Genomic DNA, 25,503 nt, shown 5'->3' on the forward strand with positions numbered 1-25,503 from the left:
CCGGAGCCCGCGGCGCCGCGGCGGCCGGCGCGCCGGCCGGAGGAGTCCGCCGCCGCGCTCGGCGCGCTCCAGTCCGGCACCGCGGCGGCCCGCGCCGCCGCCCCGGCCCCCACGACGGACACCGCCGACGACCACGAGGCCGGCCCGGCGGACACCGTCGACCCACGGCGGACCACCGCGGGGGCGGGCCATGACATCGACCGACACGAAGACGAAGGGGGAGCGGCCCGATGACCAGCCGCAACACGGGCGACACGGCATGGGTGCTGGAACCGATCCTGCAGGTGCCGCACGTGGTGGCCGCCGTCATGCTGACCCGTGACGGGCTCGTGACGGGGTACACCGACGCGCTGTCGCAGCCGTCGGCCGAGCGGGTGGCGGCCATCACCAGCACCGTGCAGGGCGCCTGCCGCACGGCGGCGGCAGCGTTCGCCGACCGGGAGGCGGCCGAGGTCCGCCAGATCGTCATCGAGTCGGACCACGGCTATGTGCTGATCGTGCCGACCGACCACGGCACCTGCGTGGCCGCCTACGGGGACGGCGAGGTGCGCCTGGACCTGCTGGCGCACCGGGTCCACTCCCAGGTGGCGCGGCTCGGCGAGAAGGCCATGACGGCCGCGCCCCGAGGAGCCGACGACAACGCTCCGGCATGACCGGCCGCCCGGCCGGCCGCCCCCTGGTTCCCGCGTATCTGTCGACCGGCGGGGTGGCCCGGCCCAGCCGCCCGCACCTGGAGCGGCTGTCGGTGCTCGCCCGCAGCGACGAGCCCGTGCCCGCCGGACTGCCCGCCGCCGAGCTCGCCCTGCTGGACGCCCTGGAGGGCGGCGCGCTGGCGCTGGTGGAGGCGGCGGCGCTGCTCCGGCTGCCGGTCTCCGCGGTACGTGTCCTCGCGGCCGACCTCGCCGACCGCGACCTGGTCCTCACCCGCGCGCCGATCCCGCCCGCCCGACGGTTCGACCCCGACCTGCTGAAGAGAGTGGCCGATGGCCTCCGCGCCCTCAAGCACGCCTAGCGCCGGCCCCGCCGACGTCGTCGCACCCGATGCCGTCGCACCCGATGCCGTCCACCTGCCGGACACCGCCCGGGACCTGGTGAAGATCCTCGTCGCGGGGCCCTTCGGGGTGGGCAAGACGACCCTGATCGACTCGGTGTCCGAGATCCGGCCCCTGCACACCGAGGAACCCCTCAGCGAGGCCTCCGCGGACGTGGACGACCTGTCCGGTGTGCGGGAGAAGGCGACGACGACCGTCGCCATCGACTTCGGCCGTGTCAGCCTGGCCGGCGGAGTGGTGCTGTACCTGTTCGGCACCCCCGGGCAGGAACGGTTCCGTTCCCTGTGGGACGACATCGCCTACGGGGCGCTCGGCGCGCTCGTCCTGGTCGACAGCCGCCGGCTGGACGCGTCGTTCGACGTGCTGGGGCTGGTGGAGGAGAGCGGGCTGCCGTACGCGGTCGCCTTCAACGCCTTCCCCGACGCGCCCCGCCACTACGGCGAGGAGCAGTTGCGCCGGGCGCTGGACCTGGAGGCGGCCACGCCGATGGTGACCTGCGACGCGCGGGACACCCACTCCTCGATCGACGCGCTGCTCGCGCTCGTCGACCACCTCGTCGACCGCGACCCGGCGGAGGCCCGGTGACCACCTATCCCCCGCAGCGGCAGGACTTCTCGCGCTCGGTGCCCGTACGACTGTGGGAGGACGGCTTCGCGGCGGACCCGCACCGCTACTACGCGGCGCTGCGCGCCCAGGGGCCGGTCGGCTGGGCGGAACTGGCGCCCGGGGTGCCGGCGTACGTGGTCACCGACCGGCGGGCGGCGCTCCAGGTGCTGCACGACACGGAGACGTTCTCACACGACCCGCGCGCCTGGGAGTCGACGGTGCCCGCCGACTCGCCGGTGCTGGGCATGATGCGGTGGCGGCCCAACGCCCTGTTCGCCGACGGCGCCGCCCATGTCCGCTACCGCACCACCCTCATCGACGTGTTCGACCTGGTGGAGCCGTACGACCTGCGGGCGCGCGTGCACCGGGCGGTGCGGCTGCTCGTCGGCCGGATCGGGCCGCGCGGCGAGGCCGACCTGGTGGAGGACTTCACCCGGCCGCTGATGGCGCTGGTCTTCAACGACCTGTTCGGGCTGCCGGACAGCCAGGGCGACCGGCTCAACGAGGGCCTCGGCAAGATGATGGAGGGCGGCGCGCAGGCGGCCGAGGGCGAGGCGGAGTACGCCCGGTACGTGCTGGAGCTGATCGCCGCCAAGGCCGAGCGGCGCGGCGACGACCTGCCGAGCCGGCTGCTGGACCACCCGGCCGGGCTGACCCACGAGGAGGTCACCTGGCAGGTGTTCCTCACCCTCGGCGCCGGCTACGAGCCGACCGCGAACCTGCTGTCCAACACCCTCTCCCGCGTCCTGGGCAACCCGGCCTACTACTCCACCCTCACCAGCGGTGCCCGTCCCGTGACGGACGCGGTGGTGGAGGTGCTGCACCACGAGACGCCGCTGGCCAACTACGGCATCTACTACGCCCGCACGCCGGTGGCCTTCCACGGGGTGTGGCTGCGGGACGCGGTGCCGGTGGTGGTGTCGTACGGGGCGCTCGGGCACTTCTCCGAACGGGAGGGCACCGGTGGCCGGCACCCGAAGGACGCCTCACATCTGTCGTGGGGCGCCGGCCCGCACGCCTGCCCGGTCAAGCAGCACACCCTGCTGCTCGTCACCGAGGCGATCGAGCGGCTCACCCAGTGGCTCCCCGACCTCGAGCCGGTGCTGCCCCGCGAGCGGCTGACCTGGCGGCCGGGCCCGTTCCACCGCTCGCTGACCGCGCTGCCCGTCCGTTTCAGCCCACGCTCGCCCGACCAGCCAGGAGTGACCTCGTGACCGTGACCGACCGCATCGCCATCGACCCGTTCGGGTCAGACATCCCGGGCGAGAGCGCCCGGCTGCGCGCCCTCGGCCCGATCGTGCCCGTGGAGCTGCCCGGCGGCATCCCCGCCTGGGCGCCCACCGGTTACGACACCCTCAAGGAGCTCATCCTCGACCCGCAGGTCAGCAAGGATCCGCGCCGGCACTGGCGGCTGTGGCCGGAGATCGGCGAACACCCCTCCTGGAGCTGGATCCTGGGCTGGGTCGGCGTGGTCAACATGCTCTCCTCGTACGGCTCCGACCACACGCGGCTGCGCAAACTCGTGGCGCCGAGCTTCACGCACCGGCGCACCGAGGCGCTGCGTCCCCGGGTGGAGGCCATCACCGCGGAGCTGCTCGACGCGCTGGAGGCGGGCGGTGAGGTGGTCGATCTGAAGGCACGGTTCGCGCACCCGCTGCCGCTGCGGATCATCTGTGAACTGTTCGGCGTCCCCGACGACATGCGGGAGGCCACCGCCCGGCTGATCGCCGCCATCATGGACACCACCGACACCAGCCCGGAGCACGCGGCGTTCGTGCAGGAGCAGATCGGCGCGGTACTGGGCGGGCTCATCGCCCACAAGGTGGAGCACCCGGGCGACGACATGACCACCGAGCTGATCCGGGTGCGTGACGAGGACGGCGACCGGCTCAGCGACGAGGAACTGCTGTACACGCTGCTGCTGGTGATCGGCGCCGGGTTCGAGACGACGGTCAACCTCATCGGGAACGCGGTGGTGGCGCTGCTGGACCGGCCCGAGCAGCTGGCGGCGGTGCGGCGCGGGGAGATCGGCTGGGACGCGGTCGTCGACGAGACGCTGCGGGCGCACCCGTCGATCGCCTCGCTGCCGTTGCGGTTCGCGGTGAGCGACCTGAAGGTCGGTGACGTGACCGTGCCGGCCGGGGACGCCATCATCACGACGTACGCGGCGGCGAACCTGGACCCGGCGCGCTACGGGGCGGACGCGGACGTCTTCGACGCGACGCGCGCGGCGGACGACCATCTGGCGTTCGGGATCGGTGTGCACCGGTGCGTCGGCGCGCCGTTGGCCCGGATGGAGGCGCTGACGGCGCTGCCCGCGCTGTTCGAGCGGTTCCCCGCGCTGCGGCTGGAGCGGGACGCGCGGGAGCTGGGGCAGGTGCCCTCGTTCATCGCGTTCGGCTGGCAGGAGATCCCCGTCCGGCCGCGCGGCTGACCTGAGCGCGGGGGCGCGACCGGTCCCCCGTTCCGGTCGTACCCCCGCGGCCCCACGAACCTACGTCCCTGGTGAGCCACTTGTGAATCGTTCCGATGCCCGCTCGGTGGGCCGGAGGACTCACCTGTGCACAGGTGAGTCCGGATGGCCCGATTCAGCCGGGTGGTGTCAGGGCCGCAGAGCGGGTTCTTCGAGGTCACGGACGGCCAGATGGGCGAGGACGACCTCGTAGAGGTCGGTGCCGGCGGCCAGTAGTTGGCGTTCGAGGACGGGTTCGGCGCTGCGGACGTGTTCGCGGACGGTCTGCGCGTGCACACCGAGCAACTGGGCGGCCCGTTCGGAGTTGCCGCCGGCGGCGATCCAGGTGCGCAGGGTGCGGCGCAGGTCGCGGGTGTCGGTGTCGAGGCGGGCCAGCAGGTCCCGCGCCCAGGTGTGCAGCGCGGGCCCGGCGAGCAGGTCGGTGAGCCGGGTGGCGGGCGCGGCCGGTTCGGCGGGTTCCTCGCCGGCGTCGACCTGGGCGTTGAGGGCGAGGTGGACGGTGGCGCGCACGGTGAGGTCGGAGAAGTCGGTGCCCAGGAGGCCCTCGACGCGTTCCATGCGGGCGCGGACGGTGTTGCGGCTGACGCCGAGGACCTTCGCCGCGCTGACGGCGGTGAACTCCAGGCCGAGCCGGGTGGTGGCGAGGAGTTCGGCGCGGGTGTGGTGGGGCATGGTGTCGAGCGGGCGCAGCAGGCGGGTCGACCAGGCGCGCAGGACGGCGGGGTCCATCAGACGTTCGGGGTGCGTGCGTTCGGCGTACACGGCCGCCCTTTCGGGGCGGAAACGGGCGACGGCGAGCGCGCTGACGGCCTGTCCGTAGGCGGTGGCGGTGCGGGCGAGGCTCTGCCGGGTGCTGCCGCCGAGGATGGCGTCGGTGCGGCGGCCGCACAGTCCGCGCAGCCGGCCGGCCGCCCGGTCGTCCGGGGTGACGACGATGACGTGGCCGTCCATGGCGGGGCAGCGCACGACCAGGGCCCGGTCGTGGGTGGCCGCCAGGCAGTCATCGGCGAGCCGGTCGCGGTCCCGGGGGCTGGTCTCGACGACGTAGACACAGGCGGTGTCGGTGTCGAGGAGGCCGGGCCACAGCCCGGCGGCGACGCGGCGGGCGGCGATCGTGTCCTCGACCATGAGGAGTTGCAGGATGGCCAGGCGCAGGTCGGAGGTGGCGCGGGCGAGCCGGTGTCCGGTGGCGGTGGTGCGTTCGGCGCGCAGCAGGAGTTCGAGGGCGGCCGCGGTGTGGTTGACGACCTCGAAGGCGCGCCGGTCGAAGGGGGCCGTGCGGGAGACGGCGAGGACTCCGGCCCCGGCGGGCGGCGGGAGTTCGACGCGTATCAGGCGCAGGTACCGGCCGTCGCCCTCCCAGGCGGCGGAGGCGATGCGGCCGTTGACGATGTCGGCCGCGAGTCCCTCGTCCAGCGGTGTGGGCGGCCCGGCGAGGAGGGTGCCGTCGTGGTCGCGCAGGGAGACGGTGCCGTCGACGGTGCCCGCGAGCCAGTCGACGATGCGCCGCACGTCACGCCCGGTGGGCCGCAGATGCCCCAGAAGCTCCTGTGCCCAGTGCTCCGCCCCCTCCACACCACGGCTCCCGTCGTCCCGCCCAGCCATGCCGGCCGTCTCCTCGTCCCTCATGCCCCTGCGGGCCGCGCCAGTGTGTCGGTCGGGGACGTTACCTCACGCCGGCCGGACGGTCCCTCCTGTCCTCGCCCGGCCGGCGCCGGCCGCTGCCGGGCCCCGAGGTCCTCGGCCGGCTGTTTCGCAAAGGCCTCGGTGAAGCCGCCGGCGATCTGCGCCCGGCTGTCGGAGACGGGTGCGGTGACGGCGGGCGCGCTGATGAGACGGTCGCCGAGGACGACGGCGATCTGGCTCCGCGGGGACGGGCGTTGCGCGGCCCGCCGCAAGAGGGAGGCGAACCGTTCGCCGTCGTCGTGGCGGAACACCATCGTGATCGCCCAGCGGCGGCACCCGCCGACACACGGCGGCGACACCTACCGGTACGACAGCGACACCACCCGCGACGGCAGCGGCACCCACCGGTACGACACCGGCACCACCCGCAACGGCGGCGCCTCCTTCCGGTACGGTCCCCGGCCACGGCATAAGCTCGGCAGATGGCCAAGTACTACGACGTGCACCCCGACAACCCGCAGCCGCGCACCATCGCCCAGGTCGCGGCCGCCATCCGGGCCGACGCCCTCATCGCGTACCCGACGGACTCCTGCTACGCGCTCGGATGCCGGCTCGGCACCCGGGACGGGATCGACCGGATCCGGGCGATCCGTGAGCTGGACGACCGGCACCACTTCACGTTGGTGTGCCAGGACTTCGCGCAGCTCGGCCAGTTCGTGCGGGTGGACAAGGACGTGTTCCGCGCGGTCAAGGCGTCGACGCCGGGCAGCTACACCTTCATCCTCCCGGCGACGAAGGAGGTGCCGCGCATGCTCCAGCACCCGAAGAAGAAGACGGTGGGCGTGCGCATCCCAAACCATGTCGTCACCCAGGCCCTCCTGACCGAGCTGGGCGAACCGCTGCTGTCCAGCACCCTGCTGCTGCCCGGCGAGGACGAGCCGATGACCCAGGGCTGGGAGATCAAGGACCGGCTCGACCACGTGGTGGACGGCGTGGTGGACTCCGGGGACTGCGGCACCGAGCCGACCACGGTCATCGACTTCTCCGAGGGCGAGGCGGAGATCGTGCGGCGCGGGGCGGGTGACACCTCCCGCTTCGAGTGAGAGTCCGGTGAGAGGCGCCGGGGCCGCGCCGGGCCGCGCACGGCGGGTTGGATGGCACGTGCAACGATGGTCGCGGCCCGGCCCCGCCGGGCCGACCACCGCTTGCCGTGAACCGCGCAGAGAGGCAGCCCCATGACCTCCGTACAGGGAACAGCCGTGGACATCCCCACCGAGGACGGCGTCGCGGACGCCCATCTCGCCCATGCCGGCGACGGGACGCCCCGTCCGGGTGTGCTGCTGTACCAGGACGCGTTCGGTCTGCGTCCGCACCTGCGCGCGATGGCCGACCGGCTCGCCGGGGCCGGGTACACGGTGCTGGTCCCGAACGTCTTCTACCGTCATGGACGGGCCCCGGTCGTGGAGTTGCCCGAGTTCATCGACCCCGCCGCCCGCCCGGAGATGTGGCAGCGGCTGAGGCCGGTGATGGAGTCCCTGACCAACGACCTGGCCATGCGGGACGCCGGCGCCTGGCTGCGGTGGATGGAGCACAGTCCGCTCGTCGCCGACGGGCCGGTCGCCCTGACCGGCTACTGCATGGGTGCCCGGCTCTCCCTGCTGACCGCCGGCACCTACCCGGACCGGGTCGCCGCCGCGGCCGGTTTCCACGGCGGGCGGCTCGCCACCGACGCGCCCGACAGCCCGCACCTGGTGGCCGACCGGATCACGGCCGAGCTGTACTTCGGTCACGCCGACGACGACCCGTCCCTGCCGCCCGAGCAGATCGAGCGCCTGGAGCGGGCACTGACCTCGGCCGGCGTCCGGCACCGCTGCGAGGTCTACGAGGGCGCGCCGCACGGCTTCACCCAGGCCGACACGGCCGCGTACCACGAGGAGGGCGCGGAGCGGCACTGGACGGAGCTGCTGGATCTTCTGAAGCGCACGTTCTGACCCTCCCCCGAGGCGCCCCGGGGTGAAGGCACCGGGGCGCCTCCTACCGCCGCCATCATTGACATGCCCACATCCCGATGCGACGGTGAGAGCGCTCTCAACAAGGTACGGACCAACCCCACAGGCCTACCCTCACGGAGGTGGAGAGTGCTTCGCTCACTCAGGTCCCGACTGGCGGCAGCGGCGGGAGCCGCGGCCCTGGTCGGCGCGTTGCTCACGCTGGGACCCCCGGCGCACGCCGCGGTTCCCGACACCATCCCCCTGAAGATCACCAACAATTCCGGCCGCGGCGAGCCGCTGTACGTCTACAACCTCGGCACCCAGCTGTCGAGCGGCCGGCAGGGCTGGGCCGACGCGGGCGGCACGTTCCACGCCTGGCCCGCGGGCGGCAACCCGCCCACGCCCGCCCCCGACGCCTCGATCCCGGGTCCGGCCGCCGGGCAGTCCACGACCATCCGCCTCCCGAAGTTCTCGGGGCGCGTCTACTTCTCCTACGGGCGGAAGCTTGTCTTCCGGCTGACCACCGGCGGGCTGGTGCAGCCGGCCGTGCAGAACCCCGCCGACCCCAACCGCGACATCCTCTTCAACTGGTCCGAGTACACGCTCAACGACTCCGGCCTGTGGCTCAACAGCACGCAGGTCGACATGTTCTCCGCGCCGTACGCGGTCGGCGTGCAGCGGTCCGACGGGAGCGTGAGCAGCACCGGACGGCTCAGGCCGGGCGGCTACAACGGCTTCTTCAACGCCCTGCGGGGACAGCCCGGCGGCTGGGCGAACCTGATCCAGACCCGCCCCGACGGCACGGTCCTGCGCGCGCTGGCGCCGCTGTACGGCGTGGAAACCGGGGCGCTGCCGAGGTCGGTGATGGACGACTACGTCAACCGCGTCTGGCAGAAGTACGCGACGACGACGCTGACGGTGACCCCGTTCGCGGACCGGCCCTCGATCAAGTACCACGGCCGGGTCTCGGGCGGCGTCCTGCGCTTCACCGACGGCTCGGGGGCCGTCGTCACGAGCTTCCAGAAACCGGACGCGGACAGCGTCTTCGGCTGTCACCGGCTGCTGGACGCCCCCAACGACACGGTGCGCGGCCCGATCTCCCGCACGCTGTGCGCGGGCTTCAACCGGTCGACCCTGCTGGTCAACCCGGACCAGCCGGACACCACGGCGGCGAGCTTCTACCAGGACCCGGTGACCAACCACTACGCCCGCAAGATCCACGCCCAGATGGCCGACGGGAAGGCCTACGCGTTCGCCTTCGACGACGTCGGCCACCACGAGTCCCTCGTCCACGACGCGGCACCGCGCCAGGCGTATCTGACGCTCGATCCGCTGAACTGACTCAGCCGGCGGTCGGGGCGGCGTCGGCGGCGGGCGCCAGGTGACGGCGCAGGAAGTCGATCTGGGGCCGCAGCGCGTCGTCGGTGAGCGGCGTGCCGACGGGCCGGTGACCGGCGCCGGGCAGCAGCACCAGCTCGTGCGGGCGGCCGGCGGCGCGCAGTGCGGCGGACAGCCGCAGGGTGTGCGCGGGCGGGACCTTGGTGTCGGCGAGGCCGTGCAGGAGCAGCAGGGGCCGGGTCAGACGGTGCGCCTCGTGAAGCGGTGAGGCCGCCTCGTACCGGTCCGGGTGCGCGTCCGGGTGGCCGAGGAACCGTTCCCGCCAGTGGGCGTCGTACAGCCGCTGGTCGGTGACCCCGGCGCCGGCGACGGCCGCGTGGAAGACGTCGGGGCGGCGCAGGACGGCGAACAGCGCGAGCGTGCCGCCGAAGGACCAGCCGCGGATGCCGACCCGGCCCAGGTCGAGGTCGGGGTGGTGGCGGGCGGCCTCGTGCAGGGCGGTGACCTGGTCGTCGAGGGCGGGTCCGAACAGGTCGCCGTGGACGGCGCGTTCCCAGTCCGGTCCGCGCCCGGGCGTGCCGCGGCCGTCGGCGACCAGGACGGCGAAGCCGTGCTCGGCGAACCACTGCGCGAGCAGGGTGTTCGGGTCGGTCTCCGCGGTGACGCGCTGGGCGCCCGCCCCGCCGTAGGGGTCGAGGAGGACCGGCAGGGACCCGCTGCCGGGGCGGTGCCAGGAAGGAAGGTGCAGACGGGCGCGGAGCTCGCTCGGGCCGAGGCGGAGGGAGGTGGCACGCATCTGGAGCACCGGGCGTTCGGCGTAGGAGGAGACGGCGAGGGGCGGTCGCCCGGGCCGGACCACGGTGACGTCCCGGTGCGCGCCGCGGGCCTCGCACACCAGGGTGGCGGCGCGGCGCGCTCCCGTGTGCACGGCGGGCGCCGAGGTCAGCCGGCGTGCGCCGTGTCCCGCCCGGTAGGTCCACAGATGGGTTTCGGTGGGCTCCTCGGAGGCGGTGAACAGCACGTCGTCGCCGTCGACGCCCAGCACCGCGCGCAGGTGGAGTCCCGGCGGGGTGACGGGGACGCCGTCGTCGAGGAGGTGCCGGGTGCCGCGCAGGTCGCGGTGGGTGAGCAGGGCGCCGGAGTCGATACGGGCGGGCAGGCCGGGGACGAGGTGCAGCCACGGCTCGTCGCGCTGTTCGTGCAGGACGGCGGTGCGGCCGTCGGCCGGGTCGACGGTCAGGAAGCGCAGGGTGCGCTGGTCGCGGGACTGGACGACGGCGTAGGGGCCGTGGCGGTCCCAGCCGGCGCCGACGAGGTACTCGTGGGCGTCGCGGTCCCAGGGCACCGGCAGGCGTGAGCCGTCGAGGCCGACGAGCCACAGGGTGACCTCCGCGTTGGGCGTCCCGGCGGCGGCGAGCCGGCGCGGGCCCGGGGTGCCGCTGTACGTCGGCCAGGGGCGGACGCGGCTCCGGTCGGCGCGGGCGACCAGCAGGCGGGTGCCGTCCGGGGACCACCAGTGGCCGCGCGGATCGTCCGGTGAGGTGGTGTGCGTGTGCTCCGCCGACCCGAACTCCACGTGCGGGCCGTCCGGTCGGGCCAGGGCCCGGTCGGCGGTGCCGTCGGCCCGGACGACGCGCAGCGCGCCGGCGTGGAGGTAGGCGATGTGCCGGCCGGTGGGGTCGGGGCGCGGGTCGGACGCCGGACACGGGGTGGGCAGGCGGCGGGGTTCGGTGTCCGCCGTCCACAGGGCGCCGGCCGCCGCGCAGACGATCAGTCGGGCGGCGCGGTCGGTGGCGTAGGTGTCGACACCTTCGGGCGGTGCGGCCAGGAGGCGTTCCGTGCCCGTGCGGGTGTCCAGGGACCAGAGGCGGTCGGCGGGGTCGTCGCCCGCGCGGCCGCGCAGGAAGAGGAGGGTCGAGCCGTCCGGGGTGAGGGTGAAGCGGTGGGGGGCGCCTCGGGTGAGGCGGGCGGTGCGGGCGAGCTGTTCGGGCAAGGGAGCGATGTGCACGTACGGGCTTCTTCCACCACACCAAGATTTCAAACTTACGTTCGAATCACATCTCCCCTCCACTCAGCTCCACTCAAATTCCCTCACATTCGCTCACTTTTCGGTCACACCCCGGTCGACTCACCCAGGGCACCACTCGGTAAGGGCTTGCTTCGCGGGTCCGTTGCCCGTAGACCTGCCTCCACGAACAGCCGTAACTCTGGGGGGAGTTGGCAATGGAAGGCACGGTTGACGGGTTCCGGTACGGGGTGGTGACACCGGTCGCGGCCTATGTGATGGCCTGTCTGGGAGGAGCCCTGGGCCTGCGCTGCATCGTGCGGTCACTGATCGACAGGCAGTCGTGGAAGCCCGGTTGGCTGGCCCTCGGGGCCGCGTCGATCGGCTGCGGCATCTGGACGATGCACTTCATCGCCATGATCGGGTTCCAGGTGGAGGAGACACGGATCGGCTATCACCTCGGCCTGACGGTGTTCAGTCTCGCGGTCGCGATCGTCGTGGTCGGCCTCGGCGTGTTCGTCGTGGGCTACCGCGGCGCGGGCCGCGCGACGCTCTGCCTCGCGGGCACCGTCACGGGTCTGGGGATCGCCGCCATGCACTACCTCGGCATGGCGGCCATGCAGCTCAACGCGAGCATCCGCTACGACCCGGTCATGGTCGCCCTCTCCGTGCTGATCGCGATCGTCGCCGCGACGGCGGCGCTGTGGGCGGCCGTCACCATCCGCGGGTTCCTGACCAGTCTGGGCGCGAGCCTGGTGATGGGCGTCGCCGTGTCCGGGATGCACTACACCGGCATGGCCGCCGTCAGCGTCCATCTGCACGGCACCGTCTCGTCCTGGGCCGGCGACACACCGACCTCGCTGCTGCTGCCGATGCTCGTCGGCCCGGTCGTCTTCCTGCTGCTGGCCGGCGTGGTGGTGATGTTCGACCCCCTGCTCGTCCTCGGCGACGGCGAGTGGAACCGGCCCCGGCCGCCCGCGCCCGCCCAGGAGGAGCGGTCCGGGCGGACCGCCGCCGCACGGTCGTGGAGCCACGGACAGGGGTGAGCGGGGGCTATCGGCCCCCTTCCGAACATCCTTGTTGATCATTGCTACGGTGCACCGGTGTCTGACTCCTCACGCGATACCGCCGCGGGCGCCGGCTGGGGCGGCGCCGAGCACGGCGCGTACCGGCAGCTCATGCCGAGCCGCTCCGAGAAGATCTCCTGGCTGGACCCGAGGATGCTGTGGGCGGCGCGCAACGGGGTGCTGGCGTCCTGGTTCGGTGACCCGACCGGTCGTACCCGCGGCCGCTGGGTCGCGCAGCGCGCCGCGGCCGGAGCGCCCGCCGACAAGGTGATCCGGCGCGACACCCCGGAGCGGTTCTCGTTCATGGTCATCGGGGACACCGGTGAGGGCGACGACCCGCAGTACTCCGTCGTACCGGGCTTTTTGAAGGTGAGTCGGGGGACCGACTTCGCCGTCCTGGCCAGCGACGTGATCTACCCCGTCGGCAGCGCCGACGACTACGGGCCGAAGTTCTTCCGCCCGTACCAGGACTACCGGGCGCCGATCTACGCGATACCGGGCAACCACGACTGGTACGAGGACCTCGGCGCGTTCATGCGCGTCTTCTGCGACGACGCCCCGCCCCTCGCCCCCGAGCCGGCGCCGCGTCCGCCGAGCCGGGCCTGGCTGCGCTCGCTGCTGTGGCACCGGCCGCGCACCGGGGACGGCCGACGCCTCGACGAGGCACGGGCGTTGCGGGCGGCGCCCGCCCAACAGGCCGTGCAGCCGGGCCCGTACTGGGCGATCGACGCCGGACCGGTGCGGGTCATAGGCATCGACACCGGTCTGCTGGGCACGGTCGACGCCGAACAGGGCGCATGGCTGCGCGAGGTGGCGCGGGGCCCCCGTGCGAAGATCCTCGTCACCGGCTCGCCCCTGTACGTCGACGGCGAGCACCACCCCTGCGCCATCGAGGGCGGCGGCACGGTCGACGACATCGTCCGCGACCCGGCCCACCGCTTCGTGGCGGCGATCGGCGGCGACATCCACAACTACCAGCGCTATCCGGTGGAGGTGGACGGCCGCACCATCCAGTACGTCGTCTCCGGCGGCGGCGGTGCCTTCACGCACGCCACGCACACCATCCCGCGGGTCTCCGTGGCGGGCGTCACCGAGCGGGACTTCCGCTGCTATCCGCTGCGCGGCGACTCCCTCGCCTTCTACAGCCGCCTCTACGGCCGCCGGCTGCGTCTGCGCCGCTTCTTCACGCTCACCGAGGACGAGGCGACGGCCGTCGTCGCCGAGCGGCTGGGCATCACGCCGGCCCGCGCGCCGCACCCGTCCGCCAGGGTCACCCGGCGGGTCCGGCTGGTCGCCACCCTGCTGGGCACGGGCCGCCGTCCCGACCGTGCCGCCCGTTTCCGGCTGCCCGTGCGGAAGATCTACACGCAGCTGTTCTCGCCGAGTTCGGCGACGTACAGTCCGCCGTTCTTCAAGTCCTTCCTGCGGCTGGACGTCTCCCCGGACGCGGTCCGGCTGCGCTGCTTCGCGGCGACCGGCAATCGGGCCCAGGAGATCGACCCGCCGGTCGAGGACGACGTCATCATCCCGCTGCCCTGACCGGCGACGGCGACCGTGCGGACGCCGGGCCCGGGGCCGTCCGGAATGCGCCGTCCGCGCCTTCGGTTGGCACCGGTCGTACGGCCGTACCGCCCGTGACCGATGGAGGAACCCATGCCGCCCACGCCCCGCCCGTTGCGCAAGCTCGGCTTCCTGACCATCGGGCTGTTCGACGAGGAGGACCCGCGCCGGGGGCACGAGTCCACGCTGGAGATCATCGAGCTGGGCGAACGGCTGGGCTTCGACAGCGCGTGGGTGCGCCACCGGCACCTCCAGTACGGCATCTCCTCCCCCGTCGCCGTCCTGGCGGCGGCCTCGCAGCGCACCAGCCGTATCGAACTGGGCACCGCGGTGATCCCGTTGGGCTGGGAGAACCCGCTGCGGCTGGCCGAGGACCTGGCGACCGTCGACCTCCTGTCCGGGGGCCGTCTCAACCCGGGCGTGAGCGTGGGCCCGCCGATGCGCTACGACCAGGTCAAGGGCGCGCTGTACCCGGACACGGGCGACGCCGAGGACTTCGGCCACGAGCGGGTGCGGCGGCTGCTGGACTTCGTGCGCGGCAAGCCGGCCACCGACTTCAGCGGCGTCGAGGGCTTCGAGGTGTTCTCGGACCGGGTGCAGCCGCAGTCCCCGGGGCTCGGCCGGCGCCTGTGGTACGGCGGTGGCAGCCTCGGTTCGGCGCGGTGGGCCGGGGAGCACGGCATGAACTTCCTGACCAGCAGCGTCGTCAAGGCCGAAGGGACGGAGGAGGACCCGGACTTCGCCCGGATCCAGCTGTCCCACGTCCGGGCCTTCCGCGCCGCCCACCCCGACGGCGAGGCGGCCCGTGTCTCCCAGGGCCTCGTCGTGATCCCCACCGACTCCGCCTCGCCCGGACAGCGCGCGAAGTACGCGGAGTTCGCCGCGCGACGGCTGCCCCGTACGGCCGCCCCGCAGGGCCCGGCCCGCATGCTGTTCGCCCCCGACCTGGTGGGCACCTCCGCCGAGATCGCCGAACGCCTGCACGCGCACGCCGCGTTCCGTGAGATCGACGAGGTGGCGTTCGCGCTGCCGTTCACCTTCGCGCACGAGGACTACGTACAGATCCTGACCGACATGGCGACGAAGCTCGGGCCGGCGCTGGGGTGGCGGCCGGGCACGGGCGTCTGACGATCGCGCCGGAGGCGCGCGAACAAGGGCTCCAACTGCCTTTGTTTTCCGCTAGGTTCGCGGGGGACGCGCTGTCGTCGTCCCCCGCGAACGCCGCCCGTAGGAGGCTCTTGTGCGCACCTCGTTCCGTGTCGCCGTCACCGGTGCGGTCGTTGCCGCGACCGTGCTGGCCGCCCCGGTCGCCCAGGCGACGCCGGCCGGGCCCGGGGTCAGTGGCCGGGTGATCGCCCGCACGACCGTCGGGAACACGGACTACGTGCTGCGGGAGGTGACGATCCCGCCCGGCCAGGCCACCGGCTGGCACTACCACGACGGACCGTTGTACGGCGTCGTGAAGCAGGGCACCCTCAGCCACTACGACTCGACCTGCGCCCAGGACGGCGAGTACACGGTGGGCGAGGCCATCCAGGAGCCCGCCGGGCCCGGTTACGTGCACATCGGGCGCAACCTCGGCACCACGCCCCTGGTCCTGGAGGTGCTGTACGTGCTGCCGCACGGGGCGCCGTTCTCCGAGGACGCGCCGAACCCCGGCTGCCCGTTCGAGTGATCACTCCCGGGGCAGCGTCTGCTCCGCCCAGATGGTCTTGCCCCGTGTGGTCTGCCTGCTGCCCCAGCGCTGGGTGAGCTGGGCGACGAGGAGCAGCCCGCGCCCTCCCTCGTCGTCGGAGTGGGCACGGCGCAGGTGCGGGGAGGTGGAACTGCCGTCGGACACCTCGCAGATGAGGGTCCGGTCGCGGATCAGGCGGAGCTGGATGGGCGGTTCGCCGTAGCGGATGGCGTTGGTGACCAGCTCGCTGACGACGAGTTCGGTGACGAACGCGGTCTCCTCCAGTCCCCAGGTCTCCAGTTGCTCCGTGGCGGCCTGCCGGGTGGCGGCCACCAGGGCGGGGTCGGGATCGACGTCCCAGGTGGCGACCTGGTCGGCGCCGAGCGCGCGGGTGCGGGCCAGCAGGAGGGCGACGTCGTCGCTGGGCTCCTCCGGCAGGACCGCCTTGAGGACGGTGTCGCACAGCGCGTCGAGGGAGGCGGCGGGCGCGGTCAGCGCGCTGCACAGCTCGGCGGTGGCCCGGTCGACGTCCCGGTCGCGGTCCTCGACGAGGCCGTCCGTGTACAGGGCGACGACCGAGCCCTCGGGCAGCTCCAGCTCGGTCGCCTCGAAGGGCAGTCCGCCGACCCCGAGCGGCGGACCGGGGGCGAGGGGCAGGAGGCGGGTCTCGCCGTCGGGCAGGACGACGGCGGGGGCGGGGTGGCCGGCGGCGGCGAGGGCGAGCCGGCGGGTGACCGGGTCGTAGACGGCGTACAGGCAGGTGGCACCGAGTTCCGCGACGTCGTCGTCGGCGCCGTCGTAGGCCGCCAGGTGGGTGACGAGATCGTCGAGGTGGGTGAGCAGCTCGTCGGGCGGCAGGTCGACGTCGGCGAGGGTGCGCACGGCGGTGCACAGCCGGCCCATGGTCGCCGAGGACGGGATGCCGTGCCCGACCACGTCGCCGACGACGAGGGCGACCCGGCTGCCGGACAGCGGGATCACGTCGAACCAGTCGCCGCCGATCCCGGCGGTGGAGCCGCTGGGCAGATAGCGGTGGGCGACCTCGACGGCCGCCTGGCCGGGCAGACCGCGGGGCAGCAGGCTGTGCTGGAGGGCGAGCGCGGTGGTGCGCTCGCGGGCGAAGCGGCGGGCGTTGTCGACACAGACGGCGGCCCGGCTGGCGAGTTCCTCGGCGAACAGGGCGTCGTCGGCCCCGTAGTCGTCGGGGTGGGCGATGCGGACGCCGACGGCGACGCCCAGGGTGGTGCCCCGGGCGCGCAGCGGTACCGCCAGCATCGAGTGGACGCCGCGGCGGAAGCGGCGCCCCTCCGGGGCCTGGGCGTCGTGCTCGGCGATCCAGCGCATGAAGTCGGGCTCGCCCGCCTGGCTGAGGACCGCCCGCCCCTCGCGCAGGGCGCGCGCGGGCGCGCTGTGCGGCGGATAGGTGTCCGTGCCGCCCAGCCGGACGCCCGCCTCGGGGGTGCCCTCGTGGACGGAGCCGTGGGCGACGCGGCGCAGCACGATCCGGTCGTCGGGCGCGGCGGGCGGCTCGTCCGCGCCGAGGACCCAGTCCAGCAGGTCGACGCTGGCGAAGTCGGCGAACTGCGGCACCAGGATTCCGATGAGTTCCTCGGCGGTGCGCACCACGTCCAGGGTGGTGCCGATGGAGGCCGCGGCCTCGTTGAGCATGGCCAGGCGCCGGCGGGCCCAGTACTGCTCGGTGCTGTCGAAGGCGGCCAGGGCGACCCCGCCGACCTCCCCGTCGGCGTCCCGCAGGGGCCACATCTCGATGCTCCAGGCGTGCTCCCGGTTGAGGGAGGGAGCGCCGGTGAAGCTCTCGTAGCGGGCCGGGCGGCCGGTCTCGGCGACCTGGCGGAGGTGGTAGTTGAAGCCCCGGCTGTGCTCGGCGTCCTCGACGGTCTCCGGGAAGTGCCGGCCGAGCAGCACGTCCTCGGGCACGCCCATGACCTTGCAGGCCGCGTCGTTGAGCCGGAGGTAGCGCTGGCGGGTGTCGAAGACCGACATGGACATGGAGGCCTGCTGGAAGGCGCGCCCCGCCAGGGTCGCCTCCGGGGCGGGGGGCCGCTCGGCGGTGAGGGTGAGGCCCGCGGGCGTCCCGTCGGGCCCGACCACCGGGCAGGCGGTCACGGTGAGGGAGACCGGGCTGCCGTCACGGTGGCGTACCACGACGGGGCCGATCCACGCTCCGTCCGTGCGCGGCGGAGGGTCCTCGGCGAGCAGGTCGGCCGCGGGGCGGCCCACCACGTCCTCGGCCGCGTGGCCGGTCAGCACCCGGGCACCCTCGCTCCAGCCCGTCACGATGCCCCGGGCATCGATGACCGCCGCAGCGACGACATGCTCCATATCGTCCAGAATGGTCCCTTAGGCCCGGCTCATCAACCGCGACCGGGCCGAAGGGGCACGGGGTGCTCAGGCGCGGTGGGCGCGCAGTGCCTCCAGGGCGCGGTCGGCGTGGGTGTTCATGCGCAGCTCGCTGCGCACGACCTCCAGCACGGTGCGGTCCCGCGCTATGACGAAGGTGACCCGCCTGGTGGGGGCCAGGGAGAAGCCGCGCTTCACGCCGAACCGTTCCCGCACCGCGCCGTCGGTGTCGGACAGCAGCGGCATGCCGAGGCCGTGGCGTCCGGCGAACTCCTGCTGGCGGTCGACGGGGTCGCCGCTGATGCCGACGGGCCGTGCGCCGACGGCGGCGAACTCGGCGGCCAGGTCGCGGAAGTGGCAGGCTTCCGCGGTGCAGCCGGGGGTGAGGGCGGCGGGGTAGAAGAAGAGGACGACGGGTCCGTCGGCGAGCAGTTCGGTGAGGCGGCGCACGGTGCCGGTCTCGTCCGGCAGGGCGAAGTCCTCGACCAGGTCGCCGGTCTCCAGGGCCTTGGTCATGACCGTCCCTCCGCGTTCCGCGCGACGCCGCGCGCCCACAGCACGAGGGGGAGCTGGAGGGGCAGCCGGCCGATCGCGGCGGCCTTGAGCGGGGCGGGCCGGTGGCGCCAGTCGACGGCCATCTTGACGTTGGCGGGGAAGACGCCGACGAAGAACGCCGCGGTCGCGAGCGCGGCCGCCTTCCGGGTCGCGGGCAGCGCCACGCCGGCCGCCAGGGCCAGCTCCGCGACGCCGCTGGCGTAGGTCCAGGTCCGGGGCGAGCCCGGCAGGGCGCGCGGCACGATCTCGTCGAATGTACGTGGTGCGGCGAAGTGGGCGACGCCCGCGCCGGCCAGCAGGCCGGCGAGCAGTAGGGGTGAGCGTTCGGACCGGGGCACGGTTCCTCCTCCTGACGGCCAGGCGGGCGATCCTACGGGAGCGCGCGGCGCGCCCCGGCGCCGGGGTCCGCTCCGCTCCGCCCCCGCCCGGGCCGGCGGTGCCGCTCAACTCCCTTGCCGGGCAGGGGAGATCAGCCCTGGGCGCGCTGGTGCGTTCCGGGTGTGCAGCCGAACGCCCGGCGGAAGACGTCGATGAACGCGCTGGCCGAGGACCAGCCGCAGCGGTGGGCGACGGTGGTGACGGGTGTGCCGTCGGCCAGCAGCCGCAGGGCGTGGTAGAGGCGGCACTGGGTGCGCCACTGCGGGAAGGTCATGCCGAACTCGCGGCGGAAGAGACGGCTCAGGGTGCGTTCGCCGGTTCCGGTGGCGGTGCCGAGCGCGGCGAGGGTGCGCTGGTCGGCGGGGTCGGCGTGGACGAGCGCGCACACGGCGGCCAGCCGGGGGTCGGCGGCGGTGGGCAGCCGCATCGGCTGCTGCGGCGAGACACGCAGCTGGTCGCGCAGAACGGCGAGCAGGCGGGCCCGCTCGGGGCTCGTGTCCTCGGGCGACCGGGTGTAGGCGCGGATCAGTTCGCGCAGCAGCGGGCTGACGGCGAGGGCCGTGGGGGCGTCCAGTCCGAGGGGGTTGTCGTCGGCGGGCAGGCCGACGAGGTGCAGATCCAGGTGGCCGTAGGCGCGGTGGGCGTGGGCGGTTCCGGCGGGCACCCACAGGGCGCGGGTGCCGGGCGCGAACCAGGTGCCGGCGTCGGTGGTGACGGCCAGGACGCCGGAGCCCGCGTAGACGATCTGGTGGTCGTCGTGCCGGTGGGCGTCGATGCGCTCCCCGGCGGCGAGGGCCCGGGCGCGGGTGGGGGCCTGCGGGGTGTGGCGGATGTTCGACACAAGTGGGCAGATTATCGGAAGCGCGGCAGACGGCGGCGCCGCGACGATCGCGGGGTGTCCAAGAATCCTGAGAGCCGTGCCGTCACCTTGATGTCCCTGGGCCACGCCTGCGTGGACGTGTACCAGGGGGCCGTGGCCGCGCTGGTGCCCTTCTTCGTCGCCGAGCGCGCCTACTCCTACGCCGCCGCCTCCGCGATCGTCCTGGCGGCGTCCGTGCTGTCGTCGGTGGCGCAGCCGCTGTTCGGCGTGCTGACCGACCGGTGGGCGATGCCGTGGCTGCTGCCGCTGAGCGCGCTGGTGGCCGGGGCGGGCATCGCGTGCAGCGGGGTGGGCGGTTCGTACGCGCTCACCCTGGCGGCGGTCGCCGTGTCCGGGATCGGGGTGGCCGCCTACCATCCGGAGGCCGCGCGGGCGGCGCGCGCCGTCTCGGGCGGCCGGGACACCGGGATGGGCTGGTTCGCGCTCGGCGGCAACGTCGGGTTCGCGTTCGCCCCGCCGCTGGTGTCGGCGGTGGTCGCGGGCGGGGGGCTGCGGGCCACTCCCCTGCTGGGCGTGCCGGCGGTGGCGGGCGCCCTGTTGTGCGCGGCCGCGGTGCGCTCGGCGTCCGCCGCGCGGGCCGGGGGCGGTCCGGCGGCGCGGCCGCAGGGGCGCGACGACTGGGCGTCGTTCCTGCGGCTGTCGGGGGCGGTGGTGTGCCGCTCGGTCGTCTTCGTCGGCCTGAGCGCGTTCGTGGCGCTGTACGTGCGGGAGCGCGTCGGCGGCGGGGCGGCGGCCGGTACGGCCGCGCTGGCCGTGCTGTACGCGGGGGGCGCGGTGGGGACGCTGGCCGGGAGCCGGCTGGCCCGGCGGTACGGGCGGCTGACGGTCGTGCGGCGCTCGTACCTGGTGACGGTGGTGGCGGTCGCGGGTGTGGTGTGGGTGCCGGGGCCCGCGCTGTACGGGTGTGTGGCGCTCGCCTCGGCCGGGCTGTTCGTGCCGTTCTCGCTGCACGTGACGCTGGGCCAGGACTGTCTGCCCCGGCGTGTGGGGACCGCGAGCGGCGTCACCCTGGGGCTGACGGTGAGCGTCGGGGGCCTGGCGGCACCGGCCCTGGGCGCGCTCGCGGACGCCACCTCGCTGCGCACGGGTCTGTTGCCGCTGCTGGTGCCGCCGGTCGTGGCGTGGGCGCTGCTGCGCGGGCTGCGCGAGCCCGCCCCGGGGGGTGCCGTGGTGGCCGGGACGCGGGAGCGGGTCTGAGGCTCAGGTGCCGGCCGGCTGCTCGCTGTCGTCCTCGACGGCGTGCGAGAGGAAGTCGTCGACCATGCGGTGGAAGAGCGTGGCGAGCTGCCGCAGGTCCTCCGGGGACCACTCGGCCAGCGCCAGCTGCATACCGCGGGCGCCGGCCTCCCGGACCCGGTCGACGGCCGCCCGCCCGGCGTCGGTGAGCCGGATCCGCTGGGCCCGGCCGTCGTCGGGGTCCGGGACGCGCCGGACGTAGCCGGACTTCTGCAACTGCTGCACCGTGCGCGTCACGTGCGAGGCCTCGACGCCCAGCCGTTGGGCCAGCTCCCCCGGCCGCAGCGGCTCGGAGTCGGCGACCTGCCGCAGGAGGGCCACGGCGGCGCGGTCGAGGGGGACGCCGGCCAGGGACATCAGCCGGTCGTGCTGGCGGGCGCGGGTGCTCAGGTAGGTGATGCGGGTGAGCGCCCGCTCGATGTCGATCACTTCCGGGGAGGCGGCGGGGGGCACGGGGGGCGGTTCGGTGGACATGCGCCCACGTTATCATCTCGTTGCGTAAGTCAAGTAAATTTCGACGGGGCGGGGCGGGCGGGCTCGGTCCGTTCAGGGGAAACACGCCCGCCGCGCGCGTGACCCGGTGCGGGCGTGTCGACACCTCACCCCGTGAGCCCCATGAGTCCGGAGAACGCCGAGAACCCCGTCGGTCCCCAGAACCCCGCGCGCCGCGGCCGAGCCGAAGCCGCCAGGGGTCCGGGGAAGCCCGGGAACCCGGTGGTCCTGCCGCTGATCGCCCCCATGCTCGCGACCCCTGGCGCCCTGCCCCCGGCCGCGCAGGACCCGCGGTGGGCGTACGAGACCAAGCAGGACGGACAGCGCGCGGTGGTCTACCTCCCCGGCGACGGAAGCCTGCTGCTGCGCGCCCGTTCCGGGGAGGACATCACGGCCGCCTACCCCGAGCTGCGTCCGCTCGGCGGCGCGCTCGGCGGGACGCCCGCCGTGCTGGACGGGGAGGTGCTCGCGCTGGACGAACAGGGCCGCGCCAGCTTCCAGTTGCTCCAGTCCCGGATGGGGCTGGCGCACGCCCCCGGCAAGGCCGCGCGAATGGCGGCGACGGTCCCCGTCCACCTCATCGTCTTCGACGTGATGCACCTGGCCGGCCGCTCCCTGCTGCGCGTGCCGTACGCGGAGCGCAGGGCGCTGCTGGAGGCGCTCGCCCTGGAGGGGCCGTACTGGTCGACGCCCGGCGCGCTCGTCGGCCACGGCGGGGAGGCGCTGGAGGCGACCCGCGCGCACGGCCTGGAGGGGCTGGTCTGCAAACGGCTGGACTCGCTGTACGAGCCCGGTGTGCGCTCCCGCGCCTGGATCAAGATCCGCAACATGCGCGCCGTGGACGTCCTGATCGGCGGCTGGCTGCCCGGCAAGGGCCGGCTCACCGGGCTGCCCGGCGCCGTCCTGGTCGGCCAGCGCGACCGCGCGGGCGGCCTGCGGTACGTCGGCGGGGTGGGCACCGGCTGGAGCGAGGACGAGCGCACCGAGCTGGCGGCGCTGCTGCGGGGGCTCACGAGCGACGTCTGCCCGTTCGATCCGGTGCCCGCGGTGGCCGACGCGCGCTGGGTGCTGCCCCGGCTGGTCGGCGAGGTCCGCTTCAGCACCCGTACCCGCGCGGGCATGCTGCGCCAGCCGTCCTGGCTGCGGCTGCGCACGGACCTGACGCCCGAGGAGTCCGCGGCGGACCTCCCCGACCCGCCGCCCTCCTCCTGACGGCACATCACCGCGGCGGGCGCGGAAGCCGAGTGTTGGCCCGCGCTTCACCACGCGAACCCCTGCACCCTCTTGGCGTGAGCATGAAGATCCGGGAAGCTGAACTCCCTTCACCCCCACAGCCGTTCGGCTGCGCCCGGTCCCCGAGGAGGACGCAGTGTCGTCACCGACGTTCAAGGCACACCGCAGGAGATGGCTCACCGGACTCGCCGGTGCCGTCGCGCTCGTCGTCGCCGTCCCCACGACCGCCTTCGCCGCACCGCCACAGGCCCTGCCCGCCAACGCCGAGGCCGCCGAGCGGACGTACCAGCCCGCGTTCGACTACGACACCGACGGCTGCTACCCCACTCCCGCGATCGGCCCCGACGGCACGGTCAACGGCGGTCTGAAGCCGACCGGTTCGCTCAGCGGCGACTGCCGGGACGCCTCCGATCTGGACAACACCAACAGCTACTCGCGCTCCAAGTGCAACAACGGCTGGTGCGCCTACATGTACGGCCTGTACTTCGAGAAGGACCAGGCCGTGCCGGGCAGCAGCATCGGCGGGCACCGCCACGACTGGGAGCACGCCGTGGTGTGGGTGCAGAACGGCCAGGTGCGGTACGTCGCGACGTCCAACCACGGCTCGTTCACCGTCACGGCCGCGTCCGGGGTCCGCTTCGACGGCACGCACGCGAAGATCGTGTACCACAAGGACGGCATCAGCACCCACTGCTTCCGGCTCGCCAACAGCAACGACGAACCGCCGGAGAACCACAAGGGCACCTGGCAGTACCCGCCGCTGGTCGGCTGGAACGGCTACCCGGCGGGCGTGCGCGACAAGCTGAGCGCGTACGACTTCGGCAGCGCCAACTTCGGCCTGAAGGACGCGAACTTCGCCGCCCACCTCTCCTCGGCGAAGCCGTCCGGGATCGCCTTCGACCCCTACGCGTGAGGTGAGCGGGGGTCGGTCCCGGGGCGTAGGACCCGCGCCGTGCGCGGATTCGGCCCCGGGCCCGATCCCCGGCCCGCGCACGGTCCATAGCGTGCTGCGCATGACTACGAACGACACGAGCGGGCGGCTCGACGAGGCCTTGGAACGGCTCCACACGGCTGGGCCCGAACGACTGGGGCGGCTCTCCAACCACGCCCCGATGGTGGTCGAGTCGCTGGCGGCGCGCGGGCGGTCCGGCGCGGTGCACCGGTGGCTGGACCTCTACTGGGACAAGCTGGAGGACTTCCCCGCCCCGGTGGCGCCGATCACGGACGCCGACCGGTCGCGGGCGCTGGGCGACATCCGCCGGGCCGCCGACTGGATCACCCACTTCACCCGGGCGCTCGCCGAACGCCCGTGGCGCGACGTCCTCGCCGAGTGGTGGCCCCGCCTCCTGCCGGGTCTCTACGGCGCCGCGACGCACCCGGTGATCCGGGTCGGCCACGCGGTACGGGCCCTGGAGGCCGAGGAGAACGCGCCCCGGCTCACCGAACTCGCGCACGCCCTGGGCTACTGGGCCGCCCGTTACCGCCCCGTCCGCGGCGTCACGGCGCTGCCCGGAGCGCCGACCGCGGCCGCGTCCCTGGACGCCGTCCCGCCCGTGGAGTCGGAGCACAGCGCGTTTCCCGACCGTCTGGGGGCGGTGCGCGCGCTGCCCGTCTGGGCGGGCGAGGTGACCGACCCCGACATCGCCCGCGCGCGCCTCACCGAACTGGTCCGCGCCGCGACGCACCGTTACGCCACCCACGGCCACGGTGAGGAGACCATGCTGGTGCACGCGGCGACGGCGCCCAACGCCGTGCTGCGCACCCTGGACGCGCTGCCGCGCACCCTGTGGGCGCCGAGCCTGCACGCGGCCTGGACCGCGTCCGCGGCGGTCACCGCGATGTACGCCCCGGCCGAGCCGGTCGACTACGTGCCGCCCGCCCGGCTCACCGCCGAGGAGGTCGTCGAACGCGCCCTGGCCCACGGCGACGAACACGTCGTCAAACTCACCGACACCGCCCTCGACGTCGGCGACGAGCAGGCACTCGCCGCCGCCCTGCGCGCGATGGAACTCAGTGTGCCGCTGCGCTGAAACGGCTACTGTGCGCGCATGCATGCCAAGGAGTCGGGCGTCGACGCGCGCGGACTGTTCGAGGCGTTGCGCGACCACGGGGGCCGGAACGTGTACGACACGGTGGTGCGGCCGTGGCTCGACCGGGCCGAGGACGGTTACCGAGCGGCCCTCGAGAGGGCCGGCGGCCCGCTGGCCGACTCGGCCCTGGCGGGCGACGACGAGCGGCACGGAAACCTGCTGTGGGAGCTGTACGCGCTCAGCCGGGTCAGCGACGTGCTGCTGCTGTCCTTCCAGCCGGCCGCCGAGGCGACGGGCGCCGAGTGGTGGGCGCACCGGCTGCATCCGCCGGACCGATGGCCGCGGGTGACGACGGGCGAGTACCTGGGACTCTTCACCGGCCTCGGCATGACCCCGTTCGAGGAGACGACCGCCTTCGATCCGTTCCTGCACGAGATCGTGGAGGTGGAGCAGGCCGAGGACCCCGACGAGCCCGTGCGGATCACCGAGGTCGTCTGGCCCGGCCTGTGGTGGGGGGCGGTGCTGTTCCAGCGGGCCGGGGTCCGGGTCCGCGCGGGCGCCCGGCACGCCGAACGCGGGGTGGCCGACCGTTCGCCGCTGTACTGGACGTTCCTGCGCCGGCACCGGCCCACCGTCGACGAGTCGATGGGCTGGGGCCACAACTCGCAGTGGGCCACGGACTTCCGCGTGGACCTGCGCACCGCGACGGGCGACCACGCCAACGCGTGTGCCACCTCGGACATCGACGACCCGGAGGAGGGCTCCCACGAGGCGCTGCTGACCCGCGCCGAGCGACGCGATCTCGTGCGGCACCGCTGCCTGGTGCGCACACCGGCCGCCTCCGGTGCCCTCGCCCGGAAGGACCCGGGCTGGCAGGCGGACCTGTACCCCTACGACTGGCGGCTGACCTTCCCGGCGGGCACGTCCGGCCGTTGACGGCGGGTG

General features: G+C 74.1%; 25 protein-coding genes and 1 pseudogene. 18 read left to right on the top strand and 8 right to left on the bottom strand.

The features are described from left to right. From ALMP_RS35835 to ALMP_RS35860, 6 genes and pseudogenes are all read left to right on the top strand, one after another. Positions 1 to 234 (top strand): annotated as a pseudogene (locus ALMP_RS35835) (protein kinase); the annotation flags it as partial. Beyond that, positions 231 to 653, top strand: coding sequence for a roadblock/LC7 domain-containing protein (locus tag ALMP_RS35840; RefSeq protein ID WP_264935959.1), 423 nt, complete (start codon positions 231 to 233; stop codon positions 651 to 653). The pseudogene ALMP_RS35835 and the gene ALMP_RS35840, both read left to right, overlap by 4 nt. Next, positions 650 to 1,012: a DUF742 domain-containing protein gene (locus ALMP_RS35845; RefSeq protein WP_264935960.1), complete on the top strand. Its 363-nt coding sequence runs from the start codon at positions 650 to 652 to the stop codon at positions 1,010 to 1,012. Before ALMP_RS35840 ends, ALMP_RS35845 begins: the two co-directional genes overlap by 4 nt. Beyond that, entirely contained in the window at positions 984 to 1,637 is a 654-nt protein-coding gene (locus ALMP_RS35850; RefSeq protein WP_264935962.1) for an ATP/GTP-binding protein, read from the top strand. The genes ALMP_RS35845 and ALMP_RS35850 overlap by 29 nt, the downstream gene beginning before the upstream one ends. Next, entirely contained in the window at positions 1,634 to 2,872 is a 1,239-nt protein-coding gene (locus tag ALMP_RS35855; protein ID WP_264935964.1) for a cytochrome P450, read from the top strand. The genes ALMP_RS35850 and ALMP_RS35855 overlap by 4 nt, the downstream gene beginning before the upstream one ends. After that, complete coding sequence (locus ALMP_RS35860; RefSeq protein WP_264935966.1) at positions 2,869 to 4,092, top strand: cytochrome P450; 1,224 nt, start codon at positions 2,869 to 2,871, stop codon at positions 4,090 to 4,092. Before ALMP_RS35855 ends, ALMP_RS35860 begins: the two co-directional genes overlap by 4 nt. A gap of 168 nt (positions 4,093 to 4,260) precedes the next feature. Here the strand turns inward: ALMP_RS35860 and ALMP_RS35865 are convergent, their stop codons facing one another. Then, positions 4,261 to 5,736: a helix-turn-helix domain-containing protein gene (locus ALMP_RS35865; protein ID WP_264935968.1), complete on the bottom strand. Its 1,476-nt coding sequence runs from the start codon at positions 5,734 to 5,736 to the stop codon at positions 4,261 to 4,263. Between the two features lie 20 nt (positions 5,737 to 5,756). After that, positions 5,757 to 6,116 (bottom strand): hypothetical protein, encoded by a 360-nt coding sequence (locus ALMP_RS44555; RefSeq protein ID WP_375803582.1) that lies wholly within the window; start codon positions 6,114 to 6,116, stop codon positions 5,757 to 5,759. 123 nt (positions 6,117 to 6,239) lie between these two features. Between ALMP_RS44555 and ALMP_RS35870 the strand changes: the two genes are divergently transcribed. From ALMP_RS35870 to ALMP_RS35880, 3 genes are all read left to right on the top strand, one after another. Beyond that, positions 6,240 to 6,860, top strand: a complete 621-nt coding sequence (locus ALMP_RS35870; protein WP_264935970.1) for an L-threonylcarbamoyladenylate synthase — start codon at positions 6,240 to 6,242, stop codon at positions 6,858 to 6,860. Between the two features lie 132 nt (positions 6,861 to 6,992). Continuing rightward, a complete protein-coding gene (locus tag ALMP_RS35875) occupies positions 6,993 to 7,748 on the top strand; it encodes a dienelactone hydrolase family protein (protein WP_264935972.1) in 756 nt (251 codons plus the stop codon). 147 nt (positions 7,749 to 7,895) lie between these two features. Further along, positions 7,896 to 9,089 (top strand): glycoside hydrolase family 64 protein, encoded by a 1,194-nt coding sequence (locus ALMP_RS35880; protein ID WP_264935974.1) that lies wholly within the window; start codon positions 7,896 to 7,898, stop codon positions 9,087 to 9,089. A gap of 1 nt (position 9,090) precedes the next feature. Here ALMP_RS35880 and ALMP_RS35885 read toward each other — a convergent pair whose 3' ends face one another. Beyond that, complete coding sequence (locus ALMP_RS35885; protein WP_264935976.1) at positions 9,091 to 11,094, bottom strand: S9 family peptidase; 2,004 nt, start codon at positions 11,092 to 11,094, stop codon at positions 9,091 to 9,093. A 215-nt stretch (positions 11,095 to 11,309) separates the two neighbouring features. On the opposite strand from ALMP_RS35885, the gene ALMP_RS35890 reads away from it, so the two are divergent. The 4 genes from ALMP_RS35890 to ALMP_RS35905 all read left to right on the top strand — a co-directional run bounded on the left by ALMP_RS35890 (position 11,310) and on the right by ALMP_RS35905 (position 15,393). Next, the gene (locus tag ALMP_RS35890) at positions 11,310 to 12,137 is read left to right on the top strand and encodes an MHYT domain-containing protein (protein ID WP_264935978.1); all 828 of its coding nucleotides are present in this window, start codon (positions 11,310 to 11,312) and stop codon (positions 12,135 to 12,137) included. Between the two features lie 57 nt (positions 12,138 to 12,194). Continuing rightward, entirely contained in the window at positions 12,195 to 13,697 is a 1,503-nt protein-coding gene (locus tag ALMP_RS35895) for a metallophosphoesterase (RefSeq protein WP_264935980.1), read from the top strand. A 114-nt stretch (positions 13,698 to 13,811) separates the two neighbouring features. Next, positions 13,812 to 14,846: an LLM class flavin-dependent oxidoreductase gene (locus ALMP_RS35900; protein WP_264935981.1), complete on the top strand. Its 1,035-nt coding sequence runs from the start codon at positions 13,812 to 13,814 to the stop codon at positions 14,844 to 14,846. Between the two features lie 112 nt (positions 14,847 to 14,958). Then, positions 14,959 to 15,393, top strand: a complete 435-nt coding sequence (locus ALMP_RS35905; RefSeq protein ID WP_264935983.1) for a cupin domain-containing protein — start codon at positions 14,959 to 14,961, stop codon at positions 15,391 to 15,393. On the opposite strand, the gene ALMP_RS35910 is transcribed toward ALMP_RS35905, so the two are convergent. From ALMP_RS35910 to ALMP_RS35925, 4 genes are all read right to left on the bottom strand, one after another. Next, positions 15,394 to 17,736, bottom strand: a complete 2,343-nt coding sequence (locus tag ALMP_RS35910) for a SpoIIE family protein phosphatase (protein ID WP_264935985.1) — start codon at positions 17,734 to 17,736, stop codon at positions 15,394 to 15,396. It lies immediately after the preceding gene. 66 nt (positions 17,737 to 17,802) lie between these two features. Then, complete coding sequence (locus ALMP_RS35915) at positions 17,803 to 18,270, bottom strand: peroxiredoxin (RefSeq protein WP_309299579.1); 468 nt, start codon at positions 18,268 to 18,270, stop codon at positions 17,803 to 17,805. Next, positions 18,267 to 18,647, bottom strand: coding sequence for a DoxX family protein (locus tag ALMP_RS35920; protein ID WP_264935987.1), 381 nt, complete (start codon positions 18,645 to 18,647; stop codon positions 18,267 to 18,269). Before ALMP_RS35920 ends, ALMP_RS35915 begins: the two co-directional genes overlap by 4 nt. 131 nt (positions 18,648 to 18,778) lie before the next feature. Then, positions 18,779 to 19,528, bottom strand: coding sequence for a helix-turn-helix transcriptional regulator (locus ALMP_RS35925; protein WP_264935989.1), 750 nt, complete (start codon positions 19,526 to 19,528; stop codon positions 18,779 to 18,781). Between the two features lie 90 nt (positions 19,529 to 19,618). Here ALMP_RS35925 and ALMP_RS35930 point away from each other — a divergent pair, with 90 nt between their 5' ends. Next, entirely contained in the window at positions 19,619 to 20,764 is a 1,146-nt protein-coding gene (locus tag ALMP_RS35930; protein ID WP_264936024.1) for an MFS transporter, read from the top strand. Between the two features lie 3 nt (positions 20,765 to 20,767). Here ALMP_RS35930 and ALMP_RS35935 read toward each other — a convergent pair whose 3' ends face one another. Next, the gene (locus tag ALMP_RS35935) at positions 20,768 to 21,277 is read right to left on the bottom strand and encodes a MarR family winged helix-turn-helix transcriptional regulator (RefSeq protein ID WP_264935992.1); all 510 of its coding nucleotides are present in this window, start codon (positions 21,275 to 21,277) and stop codon (positions 20,768 to 20,770) included. A 240-nt stretch (positions 21,278 to 21,517) separates the two neighbouring features. Here ALMP_RS35935 and ALMP_RS35940 point away from each other — a divergent pair, with 240 nt between their 5' ends. The 4 genes from ALMP_RS35940 to ALMP_RS35955 all read left to right on the top strand — a co-directional run bounded on the left by ALMP_RS35940 (position 21,518) and on the right by ALMP_RS35955 (position 25,494). After that, entirely contained in the window at positions 21,518 to 22,507 is a 990-nt protein-coding gene (locus ALMP_RS35940; RefSeq protein ID WP_264936025.1) for an ATP-dependent DNA ligase, read from the top strand. 157 nt (positions 22,508 to 22,664) lie between these two features. Further along, positions 22,665 to 23,441 carry an NPP1 family protein gene (locus tag ALMP_RS35945; RefSeq protein WP_264935994.1) on the top strand — a complete coding sequence of 259 codons (777 nt, stop codon included), beginning with the start codon at positions 22,665 to 22,667 and terminating at the stop codon, positions 23,439 to 23,441. Positions 23,442 to 23,541: 100 nt separating this feature from the next. Beyond that, positions 23,542 to 24,558: a questin oxidase family protein gene (locus ALMP_RS35950; RefSeq protein WP_264935996.1), complete on the top strand. Its 1,017-nt coding sequence runs from the start codon at positions 23,542 to 23,544 to the stop codon at positions 24,556 to 24,558. Between the two features lie 18 nt (positions 24,559 to 24,576). Further along, complete coding sequence (locus ALMP_RS35955; protein ID WP_264935997.1) at positions 24,577 to 25,494, top strand: hypothetical protein; 918 nt, start codon at positions 24,577 to 24,579, stop codon at positions 25,492 to 25,494. The last annotated feature ends 9 nt before the right edge of the window (positions 25,495 to 25,503 follow it).

The sequence above is a fragment of the Streptomyces sp. A012304 genome, assembly GCF_026008495.1.
Taxonomy (GTDB): domain Bacteria; phylum Actinomycetota; class Actinomycetes; order Streptomycetales; family Streptomycetaceae; genus Streptomyces.